This window comes from Bacillus carboniphilus (assembly GCF_039522365.1).
Lineage (GTDB): Bacteria > Bacillota > Bacilli > Bacillales > JC228 > Bacillus_BF > Bacillus_BF carboniphilus.
The window spans coordinates 25,305-44,435 of the sequence record NZ_BAAADJ010000054.1 but is presented as its reverse complement, the minus strand read 5'-3'; the positions used below and the strand labels follow the sequence as shown (position 1 = coordinate 44,435).

The 19,131-nt window shown below is 38.5% G+C and carries 18 protein-coding genes and 1 riboswitch; of the genes, 3 read left to right on the top strand and 15 right to left on the bottom strand.

The annotated features are described in order from the left end of the window. Positions 1-339: 339 nt before the first annotated feature. Positions 340-1,143: an arylamine N-acetyltransferase gene (locus tag ABDZ91_RS15865; RefSeq protein WP_343800814.1), complete on the bottom strand. Its 804-nt coding sequence runs from the start codon at positions 1,141-1,143 to the stop codon at positions 340-342. Positions 1,144-1,301: 158 nt separating this feature from the next. On the opposite strand from ABDZ91_RS15865, the gene ABDZ91_RS15860 reads away from it, so the two are divergent. Further along, positions 1,302-2,189 carry an HNH endonuclease gene (locus tag ABDZ91_RS15860; protein WP_343800811.1) on the top strand — a complete coding sequence of 296 codons (888 nt, stop codon included), beginning with the start codon at positions 1,302-1,304 and terminating at the stop codon, positions 2,187-2,189. Positions 2,190-2,247: 58 nt separating this feature from the next. On the opposite strand, the gene hemG is transcribed toward ABDZ91_RS15860, so the two are convergent. From hemG to ABDZ91_RS15835, 5 genes are all read right to left on the bottom strand, one after another. Beyond that, entirely contained in the window at positions 2,248-3,633 is a 1,386-nt protein-coding gene (hemG, locus tag ABDZ91_RS15855; RefSeq protein WP_343800809.1) for a protoporphyrinogen oxidase, read from the bottom strand. 93 nt (positions 3,634-3,726) lie between these two features. Then, positions 3,727-4,989, bottom strand: a complete 1,263-nt coding sequence (locus ABDZ91_RS15850; protein WP_343800806.1) for an ATP-binding protein — start codon at positions 4,987-4,989, stop codon at positions 3,727-3,729. A 148-nt stretch (positions 4,990-5,137) separates the two neighbouring features. Then, positions 5,138-6,598, bottom strand: a complete 1,461-nt coding sequence (gene nagE / locus ABDZ91_RS15845; protein WP_343800803.1) for an N-acetylglucosamine-specific PTS transporter subunit IIBC — start codon at positions 6,596-6,598, stop codon at positions 5,138-5,140. A 161-nt stretch (positions 6,599-6,759) separates the two neighbouring features. Then, on the bottom strand, positions 6,760-7,368 hold the full coding sequence (locus ABDZ91_RS15840) for a class I SAM-dependent methyltransferase (protein WP_343800800.1): 609 nt from the start codon (positions 7,366-7,368) through the stop codon (positions 6,760-6,762). Positions 7,369-7,463: 95 nt separating this feature from the next. Then, positions 7,464-8,975: a DHA2 family efflux MFS transporter permease subunit gene (locus ABDZ91_RS15835; RefSeq protein ID WP_343800797.1), complete on the bottom strand. Its 1,512-nt coding sequence runs from the start codon at positions 8,973-8,975 to the stop codon at positions 7,464-7,466. Between the two features lie 189 nt (positions 8,976-9,164). Here ABDZ91_RS15835 and ABDZ91_RS15830 point away from each other — a divergent pair, with 189 nt between their 5' ends. Next, positions 9,165-10,067, top strand: a complete 903-nt coding sequence (locus ABDZ91_RS15830) for a TetR/AcrR family transcriptional regulator (RefSeq protein ID WP_343800795.1) — start codon at positions 9,165-9,167, stop codon at positions 10,065-10,067. Positions 10,068-10,177: 110 nt separating this feature from the next. On the opposite strand, the gene ABDZ91_RS15825 is transcribed toward ABDZ91_RS15830, so the two are convergent. The 7 genes from ABDZ91_RS15825 to ABDZ91_RS15795 all read right to left on the bottom strand — a co-directional run bounded on the left by ABDZ91_RS15825 (position 10,178) and on the right by ABDZ91_RS15795 (position 16,595). Next, a complete protein-coding gene (locus tag ABDZ91_RS15825) occupies positions 10,178-11,356 on the bottom strand; it encodes a M28 family metallopeptidase (RefSeq protein ID WP_343800792.1) in 1,179 nt (392 codons plus the stop codon). 57 nt (positions 11,357-11,413) lie between these two features. After that, positions 11,414-11,563 (bottom strand): hypothetical protein, encoded by a 150-nt coding sequence (locus ABDZ91_RS15820; RefSeq protein WP_343800789.1) that lies wholly within the window; start codon positions 11,561-11,563, stop codon positions 11,414-11,416. A 320-nt stretch (positions 11,564-11,883) separates the two neighbouring features. Next, positions 11,884-12,111 (bottom strand): hypothetical protein, encoded by a 228-nt coding sequence (locus ABDZ91_RS15815; protein WP_343800786.1) that lies wholly within the window; start codon positions 12,109-12,111, stop codon positions 11,884-11,886. Between the two features lie 55 nt (positions 12,112-12,166). Further along, complete coding sequence (locus tag ABDZ91_RS15810) at positions 12,167-12,451, bottom strand: YkvA family protein (RefSeq protein WP_343800783.1); 285 nt, start codon at positions 12,449-12,451, stop codon at positions 12,167-12,169. Positions 12,452-12,661: 210 nt separating this feature from the next. Next, positions 12,662-13,555 (bottom strand): response regulator, encoded by an 894-nt coding sequence (locus ABDZ91_RS15805; RefSeq protein ID WP_343800780.1) that lies wholly within the window; start codon positions 13,553-13,555, stop codon positions 12,662-12,664. Positions 13,556-13,590: 35 nt separating this feature from the next. After that, the gene (locus ABDZ91_RS15800) at positions 13,591-15,228 is read right to left on the bottom strand and encodes a GspE/PulE family protein (RefSeq protein WP_343800777.1); all 1,638 of its coding nucleotides are present in this window, start codon (positions 15,226-15,228) and stop codon (positions 13,591-13,593) included. Between the two features lie 74 nt (positions 15,229-15,302). Continuing rightward, positions 15,303-15,396: riboswitch (cyclic di-GMP riboswitch) on the bottom strand. A gap of 611 nt (positions 15,397-16,007) precedes the next feature. Beyond that, positions 16,008-16,595 carry a vWA domain-containing protein gene (locus tag ABDZ91_RS15795; RefSeq protein ID WP_343800774.1) on the bottom strand — a complete coding sequence of 196 codons (588 nt, stop codon included), beginning with the start codon at positions 16,593-16,595 and terminating at the stop codon, positions 16,008-16,010. A 97-nt stretch (positions 16,596-16,692) separates the two neighbouring features. On the opposite strand from ABDZ91_RS15795, the gene ABDZ91_RS15790 reads away from it, so the two are divergent. Next, positions 16,693-17,196: a hypothetical protein gene (locus tag ABDZ91_RS15790; RefSeq protein WP_343800771.1), complete on the top strand. Its 504-nt coding sequence runs from the start codon at positions 16,693-16,695 to the stop codon at positions 17,194-17,196. 31 nt (positions 17,197-17,227) lie between these two features. Here ABDZ91_RS15790 and ABDZ91_RS15785 read toward each other — a convergent pair whose 3' ends face one another. Further along, positions 17,228-18,238, bottom strand: a complete 1,011-nt coding sequence (locus ABDZ91_RS15785; RefSeq protein ID WP_343800769.1) for a hypothetical protein — start codon at positions 18,236-18,238, stop codon at positions 17,228-17,230. Positions 18,239-18,354: 116 nt separating this feature from the next. Next, positions 18,355-19,065: a SurA N-terminal domain-containing protein gene (locus ABDZ91_RS15780; RefSeq protein ID WP_343800766.1), complete on the bottom strand. Its 711-nt coding sequence runs from the start codon at positions 19,063-19,065 to the stop codon at positions 18,355-18,357. Positions 19,066-19,131 lie beyond the last annotated feature (66 nt).

The following is a 19,131-nucleotide window of genomic DNA, read 5'->3' as shown; positions in this document are numbered from 1 at the left end:
TTCCGCGTCACCACGGACACCCTTGCGTTAAGCTACTGCTACTTCTGCCTTCACAGTTCGGGACTTGCACCCTATAGATTGCACCCATGCTGGGCGCACAAAGGACGCACACTCACTTTGTGGGTGTGCTTTTTTCTTGCCGGTTGTGTGCTGTTACTTGCTGGTCGTGCCCGTTACTTGCTTTCCTGTTGGGGCCAATTACTTGCCGGTCTCGCTACTATTCATTACTGTTGCCCCTTTCTTTTCAATCAGTCACATCCTAGCACTATCAAATCCAATCACACATAAAAAGGCACTGCTCTCCAGCAGTGCACTCTCACGTTTTAAACAAACGTTTGTTTAATATAAAACTGGGAACAACTCCACTCCACGCTCTCTTAAAAATTCAAGAGCTTTCTCCGTTGATTTGCGTGAAATCCCAAATGTAGATTCAATAAGTTGAACCCACTCTTCTTCATCCTCATAGGTCTTTATAACCCGTTCACCAGTCGGTTTATCAATCGTGTAAACCGTATTCATTAGCTGATGTCGCTCCTCGTTAGGATACCAAGTGATTTCAACCTTTCTAAACAGACTATTCTCCGGAATATCACTATAAGATCTATTTACCCACCAATAAAACTCTTCTTCAGTTAAAGGTCGTAAATAAATGGTCTTCGTTACAATCTGTTTTCCATCACGGACTCGCTCCCAAAGAATAGCACCGTCATCTTGGCGGTCAAAATAGGAAGTTTCATAGGGTGTTTCAACGGTCCATTTACCTTGCATAATTGGAATCGGTTCGAAAAAAGGTCCAGCATAACCGACGTCCACTAAATACTCTTTCCCTTCCCATTTCAACCATATCGCAACATGTCCTTTTTCAACCGGAACCAACTGGACATCGTAACCTAACCAGTCCAAAAGCTGAACAAAACGGCCATTTAATATATGACAGTTCCCACCCCAGCCATGAAGTTCGAAACGCTCTATAAAGTCTGCAACAGAGGGAATTCTACCATTAAGATCTGTTTCTACAAGTGTATATTTACTAATCAGCTCAAACGGAAAGGTATGTAAATGAGCTTTCGTTAAGTCTACTATTTGTTGAAGTGACTTTTCTCCCACATCTTTAACTCCGAGAGTTTTTAAGTATCTATTCATTTCCCCTGTCCCCCTACAACCATATAAATATCATTTTAATAGATGATGAAGGTTATATGATAAGTTTAATCAAACGTTTGTTTAAATTTTAACACTTCTACTTTTTTCCAATCAAATGATACAATAGTTATACCAAAGTTGGACAAGGTGGACAGTTAATGGGTGTTTTTAGAGGAATAGGAAAAGTGGTTAATACCGTTGGTGGTGGAATTGCGACTGGTGGTGTCAAGATGCTAAGTAAGGTAGTTTCGAAAAAGAATGAACAGTGGGGCCAATACATAGGTGAGGTCGGGACTGGGATTGTTGAAGGTTCTAAAGCAGCCATTGATAGTGTTGGACAGTTCGCAGATGGAACGGTTCAAGGAACATATGGACTGCTTAGAAAAGACGAGCATCATAAACAACGTGGCTGGACTGACATGAAAGACTCAACAGGTAGAACACTAAAGGGATTCGGTCAGGGAATCAAATATACTGTTAAAAGTGCAGGAATTACTTTAGATGGGATTCGAAGGTCCGATCAAGAACAAATCCTTGAAGGTGTTAAAAATCTTGGAAAAGTAGCCGCTGTTACAACCTTTGCTGTGGGAGTTATTGATATCATTGATGGTCCTAACACTACACTGGCAGACACCAGAAATGGTCATTTAAATGGATTAGAACACCCTGAAACAGGGATTCCTTTTATGGAGAGAACTATTGAACTCCAAAATGGAGAAACCGTTACTGGAACATTCCCTGTTTTTGACTCGCACTTCAGCGCCGTTTTAGCTGAAGAAATGTATCTAAAAAATGACGCTACTCACTTTGCCATTGCGAATGACGCACTGTTCCAGTCCATTCATGAAAACCCTAGTCTTGCCAGAGAACTAGAACTCTCTTCAATAGATTTACATAATCTTGAATCCGGCCGTACTCCGGAAGGATACGTTTGGCATCATCATGAACAACCAGGAGTTCTTCAGTTAGTTAATGAAGATACTCACCTGAATACTGGTCATACGGGTGGTAGAGAAATTTGGGGTGGAGGGAATAATTTCAGATAAGATCCAGCTTTACATATAAAAAAACGGACAGCCATTTCAACACGGCTGTCCTGTTTTTTTATAATTGACTAATCACCTTTTTAGCAGTTGTTTCACCATTTTCAATACAATCCGGAATCCCAACTCCATAGTATGAACAACCTGCAATCCAAACGCCTGGATAGGATTTTGCAAGCTTTTCTTCAATTGAGGCTACCGTCTTAGGATGTGTAATTTGATAGTTTGGCATGTTATCTATCCATTTTGTGACTTCACTTGTTGTGGGTGTTGCTTCAATTCCCAAGCTTTTCTTCACATCCTGCAGAGCGACTTCAAGGAGTTTCTCCTCACCCATTTCTTTCAAGCGCTCATAAGATGGGTGGCTGCTTTTATAAAATAGACGTACTAACAGGTTCCCACTTTCAGAGGTGTGCTCCCACTTCCTACTCGTCCATGTACAAGCGTTACAGGACAGTTCATCTGTGTTAGCCGTTATAAAGCCCGTTCCTTCTTCTGGGAGAATACTGTCTGGTACATCAAACGCAACGTACACACTAATTAACGAGCTGCTTTTGAACTGAGCAAATTCACTTGAAAGGTCTGCTTCATCCAACAATTTTTCCGTTACTGTATGAGGAACACTAAGGATCACATGGTCTGCCTCTATAGATTCTCCGTTTGAAAAAGCTACACGGTAACCATCTCCGACTTTTTCTAGCCTGTCCGCTTGGAAATCTTTATAGATCTCTGCCCCTTCCATTTGCTTTTCATAAGCATCAATGAGGGTACTTAAACCATTTTTAAAGGAGAAAAACTTCTTACCGCTACCACTTTGAAATTTTTCCTTATTCGCTTCAAATCCTTTAATGATACTTCCATATTTATCTTTGTAATCAATTAAGTACGGGAGGGTTGAGGCAATGGTAAGATCACTTAGCTTTCCGGAGTAGACCCCAGATAGAACAGGTGCAATCTGTTTTCCGACGAACTCTTGACCAAAAAAGTATTCTAGAAATTCTCCAACTGAGTCTTCTTTACTGAACGTTTCATTTGGTGTATATAAATCCTTTAGTGCTTCGACTTTTCCTTCTGCTGAAACTAGCGTCGTTTTAGCTAAAGATTCCACGCTCATTGGGATTCCAAAGACAGCATCAGATGGTATTGGTTTTAACTGACCGTTTGTATAGATAAATGAACGACCGGTTGCGTTATAGACTAGCTCCGAATCCAAACCTAGTTCTTCTATAAAAGTCATGGATTGAGCTTTCCTAGAGACAATAGAGTCAGCTCCCGCTTCCATGATAAATCCCTGTTCTTTTACAGTCCGAATTTTCCCACCTAAATTTGATGATGCTTCTGCAAGTATTAGTTTTACGTCTGTTTGAGTTTCTTTTTTCCATTTATGCAGCTTAAACATGGTAGACAAACCAGTGATTCCCCCACCAATGACTAGTACTGTTTTCACTGATGACACCCCAATTTTTAATTTGAAGTTCCTATTATGTAATCTCTCCTACATTTTATTTCTTTTAATAGAAGTACACAAATGTTTTCCCTTTTATGATACGACCGCCGGAAAAGTAAAGGTATAGGTTGTTCCCTTGTTAACTTCACTATTTATATCTATTTTACCACCCAACTTCTTAATAATAGAAAAGGATACCATTGTTCCTAAGCCTGTCCCTTTTTCCTTTGTAGAATAGTACGGTGTTCCAAGTCGACTTATTTGCTCAGGAGTCATACCAATCCCTGTATCACTAATCACAATTTCTACACTTTGAGATTTCCTACTTACCTTGATTTCTAGCATTCCCCCATTTTCCATGGCTTCAATCGCATTCTTCCCGATGTTAATAAAGGCCTGTCTGAGTCTAAATTTGTCTCCCATAGTAAGGAAATCTTGGTCTTCAGAAATCACTGTTTGTATCTCTATATTATTGTAAGTTGCATAAGTCAACAGTACGTGGGAAAGGTATTCAATTTCATCCTTAACATTTATCTTTTCAATTATTTCCGGTTCTGATTTGGCAAGCGAAAGGTAATCCGAAATAATATGGTCGGCTCGCTCAAGTTCTTCTAAACAAATCTTTTGGTAATATTCTTTCTTTGTAGAATCCACATTCTCTGCAGCTAATAGCTGAATGAATCCCCTTACAGAAGTAAGTGGGTTTCGAATTTCATGTGCAACCGATGCAGCCATTTCACTTACTAATTTGATTCGTTCACTTTTATAAACTTCATCTTGGATGTAAAAATATTTGTTTAAAAACTCGACCAAATATACACATATTCCAACAATCAGTGCTTGGACGAAGTATGTCTGAAGTGTTTCAACCAAGTTATTGAAGACCATATCAAGGTTATGCAAGATTGTTAAATAAATCGTAATCGTTAACATTTTCATGATGGTACATAAGACCACAGCAAGCAATATTCTTGAATACATATTTAGCTGAATGAACTTTCTTAGACAAAAGAAAACAATCACAATAGTAGGAAGTAACGAAACAATGTAAAGGATCGTATTCGGATTCCCAAGAACCCATCTGTAAACCACTATCACTGAAAATAAAATAGAAGAGACAATCGGGCCACCATAAAGAGAGCCAACGATAACTGGAATGGAGCGAAAATCATAGACGACGCCTTCTATATTGATAGGAAGGGACATGATCGTCACGATGATCACTGAAAAAAGAAGGAGTATTAAGAATCGATATAAAATGAGATTATTTTTATATTTATAAATATATGGGTAAAAAACCAACGGTGAGAAAATGAAGAAAATTGTTAATAAAAAATCCTTGAGATAATTGACCATTAGGCGTCTCCACACTTCCTCTACCAACTTCTATTCTTAAATCAACAATATTCGAGGATTTCTGCTAAAATCCTTCTTTCTTTCATCTTTTTTAAACAAAGAAATTCGGGGCGTTACAGGCACACCCCGAATATTGTGGCTTCTTCGCTTATTTCCTTATTTTATCAATTTCGTCCGCTACAAACTGAACCTGAGTACCTACGATCACTTGGATACTGTGAGGGCCAACGACGTTGATCCCCGGTACACCGGCACTTTTAATTTTGTTTTGATTGACTGCATCCATGTCCCTCACTTCTACCCTAAGTCTAGTTGTACAGTTGTAGATGGACGTAACATTTTCGTCTCCACCTAATCCTTCATAAATAGTTTCAGCCATAACAGCATGCTTGTTTTGGCCACCAGTGTGAGTAGGTTTTCCGTCTTCGATTTCTGTTTCCACCAATTCATCCGTATCCTCCCTACCTGGAGTGGTCAGATTAAATTTCGTGATGAGGAATCGGAATAAGAAATAATAGATGACAGCAAAGACAAGCCCTTGAACAAGCAGCATATAAGGTTGATTGGCCAAGGGTAGGCGTGAACTTAAGAAGAAGTCAACGAACCCCGCACTAAATCCAAAGCCTGCCGTCCAATTAAACATAGCCGCAATCATCATTGAAATGCCTGTTAAAACGGCATGAACGAAATAAAGAGCAGGTGCTACAAACATAAAGGCAAATTCAAGTGGTTCCGTAACCCCCGTAAAGAAAGCTGCAAAACCAGCGGCCAACATAAGGGAGGCTACTTGCTTCTTTTTTGCAGATTTAGCCGTATGATACATAGCTAACCCTGCTGCAGGTAAACCAAACATCATCACTGGGAAGAAACCGGCTTGGTACATACCAGTAACACCTTTTTCTCCAGTACCTGCCCAGAAGTTACCGATATCGTTAATGCCCGCCACATCAAACCAAAACACGGCATTAAGCGCATGATGCAAGCCAGTAGGAATCAACAAACGGTTAAAGAATCCATATAACCCAGCACCGATTGCACCCATTTTACTGATGGCTTCACCAAATGACACGAGTGCGGAATAAACGTATGGCCATACAAATAATAAAATTAAGGATACTACCAGCATGGCAACCGCCGTCATAATCGGAGCCAATCTTCGACCACTAAAAAAGGCAAGAGCCGCAGGTAGTTCTACCTTGCTAAATCGATTGTACATAGCGGCTGCTACTCCACCCGATAGAATCCCAATAAACGGGTTGTCTATTTTCTCAAACGCGGCATTTACGCTATCAGCCTCAATACCAAGTAGCATGGCAACGGTATCAGTGGATAATAATGTGGTGACAACTAGAAAACCAACAAGACCACTTAAAGCAGCGGCACCGTCTTTATCTCTTGACATTCCTAGTGCTACCCCAACTGCGAATAAAACGGGTAAGTTATTTATAACCGACTCCCCTGCCTTTATTAGAAAGGCAGCAAGTGGACTACCCTCTCCCCACCCTGAAGGGTCAATCCAGTAACCAATCCCCATCAAAATAGCGGCAACAGGTAACACTGCAACGGGAAGCATGAGCGACCGACCAATATTCTGTAAAAACTTCATCATACTTTCACTCCAATCCATCATTGTAAAGACTAGCTGTTTAACAATATGTTAGGTCCATTCCTTTAAGCATATAACTTTTCCCCTATTTTCCCCCAATTATTCAATCTAATACTTTCCACCTTGTGAAAAAAACTCGGAGCGTGCCATTCACGCCCCGAAGGTTAGTAGTCCCATTTGTAAATAAGGAATCTTTCATTTGGGTTTTTATCATAGAGATTAGGTATTGTGATTTCTTCTTTTAGTAGGAAAGGGGTTTGGTTCTCCAAATAATAAGTATAGTCTTCGGATCCGTAGTATAGGATTAGCTCAACCTCACGAGGATGTTTCTCAATGGATCCCAAAATATTATTTGCGATTTTCATAAAGATTTGAATGGAAAAAGGGTTAAAAAAATAAAAACGATTGTCTACAGGCTTCACCTTATAATCCTCTGCTAAACAACAATAAAAATGAATATCTGCGTCTTTTCCTTTTAACTTCTTTAAATAATATTCTCTATTAACTAAAGCATCTTTATGAAAGTGCTCATTCATTTCAACTCCTACAACAGCAGCTTGAAATAAATGATGAATAAAAAAAGCTAATCGTCCTTTGCCACTTCCATAGTCAACAACATGGTCATTCGGACTAAGTGTATATTGAGTAAACAACCACTGTAATGCTTCGTATGGAGTTGGTTCATAAGGATAGTAATGAAATGAGGTCACCATTCCCTTTTGGTCAGCTCTCGTATTTATATGTAATAAATCGTCAAACTCGTGTTCAATCATTGATTTGCTCCTTGCAATCGTATATGCCCTCATTATACCGTACAAATATAAAGGAGTAGACCCCTGAAAGAATCTACTCCATTTTAGTCACATGTTTAGCTTTTAACCAACTCAGGTTTCACCTTTTTTTCAACCTGCTCCTGTTTTTCTTCCAATGGATCTTCTGCTTGTTTGGCACGCTTCATAAAGAAGGCCAGGATCAATGCTATAGCTGTAATAAAGGTTGAAATGAAGAACGTATCGTTAATACCACCTAACATGGCTTCCAGCATAATTTGGTATTGGACATCAGCCGATGGTTGCCCTGTTAGTTGTCCTAATGCCTCCGCTGTGTATTGCTCTTGACGTATTGACATAAGTGTAATTAAGAGCGCAGTACCAATAGCGGCTGAAACTTGATTCAGTGTATTATTCATAGCTGTACCATGCGGATAAAAACGTCTAGGTAATTGGTTTAGCCCATTCGTTGAGACTGGCATAAATACCATCGACATACCGAACATACGCACAGCATGTAGGAACATGATATAGTAGTATCCAGTCTCCATCGTTAATTGACTGAACAAATACGTCACAAGGGTGGTTATCGCTAATCCTGTGACTGCTAGTATTTTTCCACCTATCTTATCGAACAAGCGGCCAGTAATAGGTGACATTGCTGCATTTAGTAAGGCACCTGGCAATAGCATTAAGCCCGATTCAAATGGAGAAATTCCGCGAATTGTTTGAACGTATATAGGTAATAAAAGAAAACCAGAGAACATGGCAGTATTCACAACAATCGTAATCGTTGAAGATAGAGAAAACATCGGATACTTAAAAACCCCAAAATTAAGCATTGGGCGCTCCAATTTAGATTGACGAATAATGAATACTGTCAGTGATATTGCACCGATAATAATGGTTCCATAAACGAAAGGACTGTCCCACCCTAAATTACTCGCAGAACTAAATCCATAAAGCAAACCACCGAACCCTAAAGTGGACAAAACAAGAGATAGTAAATCTAACTGCATCACTACTTTTTCTTTTTTGTCTTTTAACAAGAAGAACCCTAGAAGTAATATGGTAGCAGCAATTGGTGTAATAAAATGAAACAGCATTCTCCAGTCGTAATGTTCAATAATCCAACCGGATAAAGTAGGACCAATTGCAGGAGCAAACATCAGAATAAGACCGAATACTCCCATTGCTGCTCCTCTTTTTTCAACTGGGAAGCTAACAAGCATTACATTCATAAGTAACGGCATCATAATCGCAGAACCTGATGCTTGAACCATTCGTGCGCTTAAAAGAACTGGAAACACATCAGCCATCCCTGCTATGATTGTTCCCGTTGTAAACAACGTCATCGCTACTAGAAACAATCGACGAACACTATATTTTTCAATTAAAAAGGCCGTAGCAGGAATTAAAACCCCGTTGACTAGCATATAACCTGTAGTCAGCCATTGAACTGTTGCTGTTTCTACATCTAAATCTGTCATGATAGACGGTAACGCAACATTTAATAATGTATTATTTAAAAAAGCAATAAAAGCCCCAATCATCAAAACGGCAATGATTCCGTAAGGCGGACGATTCGGTGTAGTATTAGTTGCTTCCATATTGTCCCCCCCTAGACACTTAGTCTATTTATTTGTACTATAGTTCCATAAAGAACATAAACAATATCATATACCAGTAGTCTAATTTGTGCAATCTAAAAATTTTCCTATTACAACAGGACTATGAAGAACAGGTTTGGCTATGTAATATAAGTTTTGTACCGTCAGTCTAGTGGAAAAGGTGATGAAATGAAGGACCGTAAACAGCATGTCATTAAGATGGCCCATCAATTATTTATAGAAAAAGGATTCCAGTCTACTTCTATTCAGGATATCTTAGACTATAGTGGAATAGCCAAGGGAACCTTTTATAACTATTTTCCTTCCAAAAACGATTTGTTAATCGCTATTTTTAAATCTGTTTATTTAGAAATGGAAAGAGAACGTGACCAATTACTACTTGGAAAGGATCCGAGCAATATTGATATTTTTATAAAACAAATGGTCCTACAACTACAATTTAATAGAGCTAATAATCTCATCACCTTATTTGATGAAGTCCTATACTCCAACGACCCGGATTTAAAGGAATTCATCCGTAAGGGACACTTTCGAATACTCCGTTGGTACTATCAACGTTTTATCGAACTTTTTGGTGAGGACAAAAAACCCTATTTGTTAGATTGTGCGATTATGTTTAATGCCATACTTCAGCACCATCTAAAACTAAATGTCCTTGCATATGGTAAACAAAACCAAGTTGAGCCAGTCGTAAAGTACTGCGTGGATCGAATAGTTGCAATGGTTCATGATCTTGCAAATGCGGATGTACAACTGATACCACCAGACCTTCTTGACCGTTGGTATCCTGATCAATCCAGTACTAAAAATTCACTTTTTCACGAATTTGAAAAAACCATTTATGAGCTAAAGTCCAAATTAACACTAGAGCATAAGGATTACGAGAAATCACTCCAATTGCTTGAATTCATACAACAAGAAATCTTTCAATCAAAGGAACCAAGAAAATTTTTACTTGAAAGTGCCTTACAATCATTGAAAACTGATATCACATTTAGTAAAGCTGTATTAAAAAGCCTTGAAAGCCTTATTTCTTCCATCCTAGACAGAATGAAAAGCACTTCTTCCTAATTGGAAAAAGTGCTTTTTTGCATCTGGATTTAAAGTTTGCATCTTGGTTCCTTTCCTTGATGAATGGTTACTTCTTCATCTGCTTTCCCTTCAAAAATATACAAAATCTATTACTTAATTCTTTTACAAGAAGAGTAAAGGGCATTAGCCACTTCCTCCAAAACCTCAACATGGATCAGCTTCCATGTATCATCCGGAGTATGATATGGCCGGAATTTCACACCACTAGTTCCAGTAATCAATAAATCAAATAAATGCTTTTGATTACTCGTAATATTGGTCTTAATTCCATCCTTATAGCACTGTGACGTAAAAGCTTCAGCAAACGAATATCTTTCACTTTCATCATAAACTAAATTAAGGCTGTAATAGGGGCTTCTACCTAAAGCATCTAAATAAATTGTTTGATCTAATTGTAAGGGGGGATTTGAGACGAAGTGCTTTTCACCCCATAAATTTGATTCCTCACCTGTTGTGAATACAATTAAAATATTTAAAGGCAACCGTTGCTCTGATAGTTTCCTAGCTAGCTCTAACATAGTAGCGACTCCTGCAGCATTATCGCCCGCTCCCTCAAAGCGAAATCCACTAGGATCGTCCCCTAAAAAATCATAGTGTGTGGCAAAAGCAATCGTTTTTCCTTCAGCATCCTGACCTGGTAAATAGCCCATTACATTTTGACACTCCATAATACCCGTTTCTATTGGAAGATTTAGTTTTACCATTTGTCCTTCTAGTGCTTCTATTTCGGAGAGTAAGGAGGTTCTAATCTTAATTACAGGTATATTTTGTTCGGTTGTTCGGTAGTCACCCATTACTGATTTATGGAACCAACGGGGCTCCCCACCATCCATTAGAATTGCTTTTACACCCATTTGATTAGCTGATCTCACTGTTTCCTTCAAATCCATATCTGTTGTATCTCCCCGTAATAAAACAAAACTGCCCTCCAAAACAGACTCATCGTATTCAGAACCTTCCTTGAGTACCACCAGCCTACCTTCACCTGATCCCCCACCATAATAAGCAAGTTCTCCAAATTCTATCCTATGAAGTAAGTTCCATTTCCCAATGGATAAGGTAGCCTCGCCTAACAGTCTAGCCGCTGGGACTGACACACTCTCAAAATACCCTTCTTTCCCTGCTGGAATGAAACCGTATTTTTCTAGCTCTCCAGCTAAAAAGGTGGCGGCCCGTTTAGCTCCAGTTGAACCAGATAACCTCCCTTGAAGCTGAGTTGAACATAAGTATTTCAAATCATTTTTAATCCTTGCTGCATTACTAGCCATTACAATCCCCTCCACTAAAAAACTCCTTCACATGTGCGAGAAGGAGTCCAATTTGTATTAACCACAACAAGATTCATTTCCACTAGTTGTTCCACAACAAGACTCTTGTTGTACAGGTTCTTCTTTTACTTCCTTAATTTCTACTCCACAACAACCTGAAGAACTTGATTTAGATTGTGAAGCAACTTTTTTAATAAATTTTGTCATTTTCTTCCCTCCTTTAATAGATAGACTTTTAGTGATTCCTCCATCAAATAATTTTGATGTAATGAGTAAAAAAATAAATCAAAATTATTTGATTTAATATGATTATATTCTCCTTTTCTGGAAAAAACAACTAGTAAATCAAAAAAAGTTGATTTTTTATTTACAGCTATAAAGAAAACTCGCCGATTGGCGAGCCTTTAGGCGAAGATTAGGCTTAGTTACACTTATACTATAGACCTTAAAATTTTACCTACGTCGAATTTACTTCTTTCAAAATTTTATACTTTCTTATAGTGAAATAAAAGACCCAGTCTTCCTGACTAGATCCTCTCTTTTACTTCATCTCTTATGGACTCAATTATATCGTCTGACAAATTAGCTGGGAGTGACGTCCCTTCTTGAAAAACCCAAACATTTAAGATTTCCAGATCTGACTTATCGAACGTGATACTGTAGTTTTTACTTTCCAAAGTGAAATCCACAGTCACCGATTCTTCACCATCAAACCCGTCATCAATAATTGTATTTTTTATCTCATATGGCTGCACACTGAAATCTCCTTTACCTATTCATTCTTTATTAGAATAAGCATTCGGGGATGCTTTATTCACGATCATGAAATCGATACTTTTCTTTTAATGATGGAGGTGCCCATTTGATCATTCTCTCTACAATAAATCCTATCACTACAACATCATCAAAAATGCCTAATAATAATATAAAATCCGGGATAATATCAAAAGGAAACAAAGCATAGCCAAGAATCAACGTTCCACTAAGTACTTTCTTATAAGTTTCCACTTCATTTGATAAAAAGAAGTCCTTTATAAACGGAACCGACTTCCAAAACTTAAATACAAATGTAAATCTTCTAAAAAACTTACGCACTTCAATCACCTTATCCTTTGTCCTTCAATCTTTACACCCTTATTATCATATCTCCCATTGTATTATACTTTTGTCATAGCTAAAAATAAGAGGGTGGTAGGAGTATTATTTAAAATTCTTTTCTTTACTGCTCAGTGTCCAAATTATTAAATAAAAATAGCCATAGCCCTACAGGTTTTTAATCCTGCAAAGGGCCACGGCCATTTGTTTTTATCTCACGCTTTTTCCTTCTTCAATTCTTTGCTCCAACCATACATTTAAATCACGGAACCCATCAAGCGACAGTTGAATCGTTTGTTTTTCACTTTCCGCACCAACCATTTCTAGGCAAATGTTTTGGTCATTTTCTGTAAAGGTTAGGGAGAAGTTTCTTTTTTCCCCTCTAACTTCTTCTTCCCAGTTGCAGATGTAGCTTGTAACAAATTTAATTTTAGTTTCTCTTGCAGGTCTTTGGGGTTTAACGGCAACCGGAGCCGTTTTTTCAGAAACTTCTTCTTGAGCAGGCTCTGCAGCTACTACATCAGCTACCGCAGCCACCGGTTGTTGTTCTTCTACTTTTTCTACAGCTTGCTCTTCTTCTTTTTCAACTACTTCTGCTGTTGAAACAGCGACTTCTTTTTGTGCCTCTTCTACTACTTTTTTCACTGCATCAAGATTATCTTCATTCTTAGTAGTTGCTTCAACCTTCTCTTCTTTTTTTTCAGGTTTATCAGCAACTTCAGGCTCTGCAGGTGTTAAGTGAGGAACTGCATACTTTTTAATAATTTCATTCATATAATCAGGTTTGAATGGCTTCATTAAATAACCAACAGCCCCCGCTTCTAGTGCATCCTGAATCATATCTTTCTGGTTACTCGCTGAGCAAACTAAGATAACAGCGTCTTTCTTTATTTTTAAAATCTCTTTAATTGCGTCGACTCCGTTCATTTCAGGCATTGTTAAGTCCATCATCACCACGTCTGGTTGAAGCTCTTTAAATTTCCTAACAGCCTCTCTACCGTTCCCCGCTTCTCCAGCAACCACATGCCCCTGTTGTTTCAGACAATCCGCTGCCATCTTTCTCATGAAACTCGTATCATCTACCACTAAAAATTTGTACGCCATTTTCATTCCCCCTAGTTTTGTAAATTTATCTCACTTTAGTTCACTACTTTTAAAACTTGGTCCACCGTCGTAATACCTTCTCGAGCTTTAGCTAGACCATCATAAAGCATCGATTTATGTTCACGTTCCTCTAAGTAACTCTTAAAGTCCTCAATTGATTTCTTTTTAAGAATTAATTCTCTTAGTTGATCATCAACGACCAATACTTCTTGGATTCCAATGGTACCCAGGTATCCAACATTGTCACATACTTTACATCCTTCACCACGAACTACAGCAACTTTTGACGTTTTATTTGTGGTGACAAAGGAACGGAAATTTCCGATTCTACTTTTCTCTTTTTGATTGGTATATTCTAATAGATTATGTTCTTCAAATAGCTTGTACTCTTCATCTGTTGCTGGAGTACTCTGTGCACATCGATCACATACTTTCTGTACGACTCTTTGACTAACGATACAAGATAGGGAGGATGCCAGTAGGTATGGTTCAATCCCCATATCTAGTAACCTCTTAATGGTATGAATTCCATCATGTCCATGAATTCCACCGATAACCATTCGTCCAGAGAGTGAGACCCTAGTTACTACATCAGCGGTTGCTGCATCAGGAATATCTCCGACCATAACTATATTCGGATCCTGGTTCATGCTCGTTCTAAGCCCCTCCGCAAACGTATAGCCTTTTAATTCATTTACTTCTATCTGCATCACTCCATCTAATCTTCTCTCTACTAAATTTTCGACTGACACTATTTTTCTTTCGTCATTTTTTATGTGGTGTAAAAGAGAATAGAGATGCGTGCTCTTCCCACTAACAGCTGGCCCTGCAATCAGAATAAGGCCTTTCAGTTGCTCCGCAGCATCAGTCAGACGTTTCATGTTCGAGTCTGTATAACCCAAGTTTGATAACTGAAGGACCTCATTTGTCTGTTTGACTAAACGAAGAACTGCACTCTCTCCATCTATCGTTGGCACTGTAGAAACACGAATATTGTATTCAACATTGTGAACGCTCTTTTGGAAATACCCAGTCTGAGGTAGCTTTCGTTCTGCCGTGTTCATACTCGACATCGTTTTCAGTCTACCCATAACCGTTTCTTGTAACTGTTTAGGAATCACTTTTTGCTTGGTTAGTTTGTTATTCACTCGATACCGAACAGCTAGTCCATCTTTTTCAGCATCTAGGTGGATTGTGCTTGCACTTTGTTGGATTCCATATCCTATAATTTCGGATAGCTCCTTCACTGAATCCATTACTCCATACTGACCAATAATAATGGTTTCTAATTCAGTACGTGTTGCTAAACAAGGTTGTACCACCATCCCTGACGCAACTTGTACGTCTTTAATGGCTTCTTGGTTTAACGGATCAGCCATGGCCACCTTAATTTTTCCGTTCTTCTGTTCAATTGGAATCATACAATGCTTTCGGGCTATTGATTCATGTATGAGTCCTATGGTAGCCTGATTTGGCTTTACTTCTTCTAGATTGATTACAGGGATTCCTAATTGGAACTCTAGTGCTTCAACTAATTGTCGTTCCGTAATTAATTTTTCTTCAATGAGGATTTCACCAATCTTTTTAAACGAATACTTCTGTTTTTGCAGCGCCTTTTCTAGTTGCTCTTCCGTAATCAAACCATTCATAATCAATAGTTCACCGATGCGCATAGGGACCCTCCTCAAATTTTATTTTTATGTGAATTACGTAATTAGTAAAAATGGGTATAAAAAGACAAGTGCTTTTGAGCGGCCCGACGACCGTTTCACTCATGATGGAGTAAATTAGGCTCGTAGCTTTGCGTCCCCGACTTTCGTACGGGTTTGCCTTTTATCATTCACTTGTCATTTTTTGTGGAATAAACTCTAATCGTAGGAAAATTTACCCTTTTGTTAGTTAAATTATAAGGGAAAGCTAGATAAGGAGACATAGAGCGTTATCACTAAATGGAAAGTAGTGTAAAAGAACCAATATTATAATATTTTAGGTATTCTGATAATTCTATGCAGGTCCTTTTTCATATGAAACTTCCATTTTACTAGTGGTTTGTCCATGTGCTTGTGGTAGTGGATGGATTCATTTCTAGGTCTATTGAAATCCTTTTTAATAGAAGGTTGAGTAGAGGACAAGCCTAGTTCATTGGGGGTGACTTCCATTATATTTTTGGTTTTATGACACAATTAGAGGTCTATACCGCCCCATTTTTTCGTTTTTGTTTAAGAAAGGTCATGATACAGCTTCTATTTTTTGTCTGCTTATCTCTTAAACAGACAACATATAATCACTGAGGATTTCATTTACAAACAAAACCTATGCTTATTCGACAAAAATGCCGTACATTACATAGGTCATAACTACCAATAACATAAACCTCTCACCTAGGAAGATTTTATTATTTTTATACGAAAAAAAATAGACCCACCTAACCTCAGCGGGTCTACCCATAGACTTAGCATCTATCCAATCTCTTCTCTGCCACTACTTCTTCAATGACATTATACATCTTCTCTACACCTGCTTCAGATGCCTCAAAGTTATATGCATGATCTACAGAAATTCCGATTCTTCCTGCTTCTTCAACAGCATCTATATTTGCTCCCATAAAAATAAATTCCCAATTACAGCGTTCCTTCTGGTGATTGATTAACTCCTTCACCTTTGTATAAGTAAACTCACGGCTAGCATTTTCCATCCCATCAGTAGTAATAACAAAAATCACATTGGGCAGGTCCTCTTCACTCACTCTCGACAAACGATGACTAACGTTTAATATTGTATTTCCAACCGCATCTAGTAAGGCTGTTGTTCCTCTTACATAATAATCATTAGTACTTAGCCTTACCTCTCGAGCATCTACCCCATTCCACAATACTTCGTAGCGATCATCAAATAATACTGTCGTTAGAATGGTCTCCCCTTCCAACTTACATTGCTTTTCAATAAATGCATTAAATCCACCTATTGTGTCCAATTCAAGTCCTGCCATTGATCCACTTCGATCTAACAAAAAAATAATTTCTGTATCCTTCTTATCCATCCCTATCATCCTTTCAATGTGCCATCATGCTATAATGATAGCGTGAAAAAGTCTTAAATAGGTCGCTTGTAAGGCGACATTTGAAAGGGATGGGGCTATGCTTGACCAAAAGCTTTTAAAGGAATTAGAAGAATATATTAAAATACATGAAAGCCTTAGTGAAACAGGCGTACACTCATTTGAATTAAAAGAAGAGATTCCCATTTTACAAGAATCTCTTTCAACCAGTGAGCTTGAAGATTTCATCAAAAAGCATCGTCAACCCACCCTACAAGAAGTTTTGTTTGGATTTATTGATCAAACCGAAAATACAGACGCCGAAATATATAAAAAGGCTGGGCTCGACCGAAAGCATTTCTCAAAAATCCGTTCGAATCCGAACTATCGCCCTAAGAAAAACACTATTATTGCACTCGCCCTAGCACTTGAACTCGACCTAGAAGATACCGAAGAATTACTACACGCAGCAGGATACTCTCTGTCAGAAAGTGACACCACTGATCTCATCATTCAATTCTTTCTAGAAAAACAAATGTACGACATCCATGCAATCAACCAGGCTCTCCACTACTTCAGCCTCAAACCTCTGAGTGGGACATAGGGACAGGTTTCCTGTCCCACCTACCACATTTCTATTTCCGCTCTTTCTCTTCTTGTTGTTTCTTCAGCTCGCTAATCAATCGATCCACAGCTGTTTGCCCAGGAACCGCTGCCTGTGTATTCTCTATAATTTTATCAATCGGACTCTTTTCCTCGGCAGGTTCCATACTAACAGCTACTTGTCTATACGTTTTCCTTTCGGCACTTTCATCGTAAGACAGGTTGTTGGTTGGATCCCCATCAGGAGGTGTCCTCACATGCTCTCTGACATGAACTAGTTCTTCATTCGGTTCCTTTTTGTCAGGCCCATCATAGGACAAGTTGTTGGTTGGATCCCCGTCCGGTGCTGTTCGTACATGTTCTTTGACATGAACAAGTTCAGATGACCTCGTCCCAGTTGGCTCTCCAGTAGAAAGCTTCGTCTCCGCATAAGCTTCTCCTGTTACCGGTTTAGTTTCAACAGTAGTTTCCGGCGCGAAGAAATCTGCACCAACATGTAGTTTCAAGAAAGGTAAGACAAACGCAATAATAATCACCGGGACACTTCCCATAATTCCTAAAGCCGCATAGCTAGTATAATGATGTCGATAAAGCCAACGAAGCAGTAGTTGGAGCGCAACAAAACTAATCGCGCAAACGATCAACCCCTCTACTAGGGCACTATTTGAAAATGGTCCATTGTACGAGTAGAGATAGCTCGAACGTCCCATCAATCCGCCGGCAATCCCGTAAAAGAACAACCCTGATACAAATGGGCGCCAATTTTTCACTACATAGTTAATTCTCATAAAAAACAAGACAATCATAATAATAAAAATGATGGGAGCTAAAAACGGTAAAACAAAAGATATTACGCCCAGCACAACCATCCACATCAACATCGACTTCAACATCTTAAAAGATGTAACTAAGAAAAAAATAATAAGTCCAACCCCAAAAATAACGGGATGCAAATACCCCCAAAACACGACCAAAGGAAACAAAAAAATCGCTATCTTATGGTGTGTCGTACTCGTTTGTTCCCTAACCCAACCCTGATCCATTAGTAATCTCCTTCTAGATGAAAAAATAGGTAATTAGTATTATATCAAAATAGGGACAGGTTTGCTGTCCCACAGCACAAAAAAGAGGATGAGCAAAACGCTCATCCTCTACCTTATTACAGCAATACCTCAATATTTTTTTCATTCTCTTTGCGCAAATTCTCAATAATCTTACTTACTTCCTCATTCTTCTTCTGAGCAATCACTTGTTGCTCAATCTGAGGTTGAATTGCTTCTAATTCTTCTGCTTTCTGCTCTTGGCTTTCAACTTGCGCTTTATATTCCTCATACGCCGCTTCTACTTCTTCTGCGGATGCCTTAATTTCGCCAATTTGAGTATCAAGATATTTCGTTATGATTAACTCATCTTTAAGCTGTTCTTTCAGTGTGTCTTCACTTACATTATTCGCCTCTAAGGCTTCTTTATATTGTGCTTCATCTTGAAATTGAGATTTCAAACCTTCTAATTCAGCTTCCACTTCACTTTGTTCGACAGACACGCCTTCGCCTTCAGCTGTCTGAATCAGAACTTCTGTGTTAATAATTTGATCTAAAACAGATTCTTCCATTTGTTTCTTCATATCACCGTCAAGATCATCTATATTCATACCTTGATTTTTATAGGAAGTTTTAATGGCCTCTAATTGAGTCTCATAATACTCGCGGGTAATCTCCTCACCATTTATTTTTGCGACTACCTCTGATTTATTCTCTTCTGATTTATCTTCCTCTTTTTTCCCCTCTTCTGAAGGTGCTGTGCTGCAAGCTGCTAATACAAGTCCTACAACGAATAATAGGATAAATCCTTTTGAGATTTTTTTAAACATATAGTAACTCTCCTTTCGTAACCATTGTCCGTCATTCTAACATAGAATATCCGATAGGAGAACCTA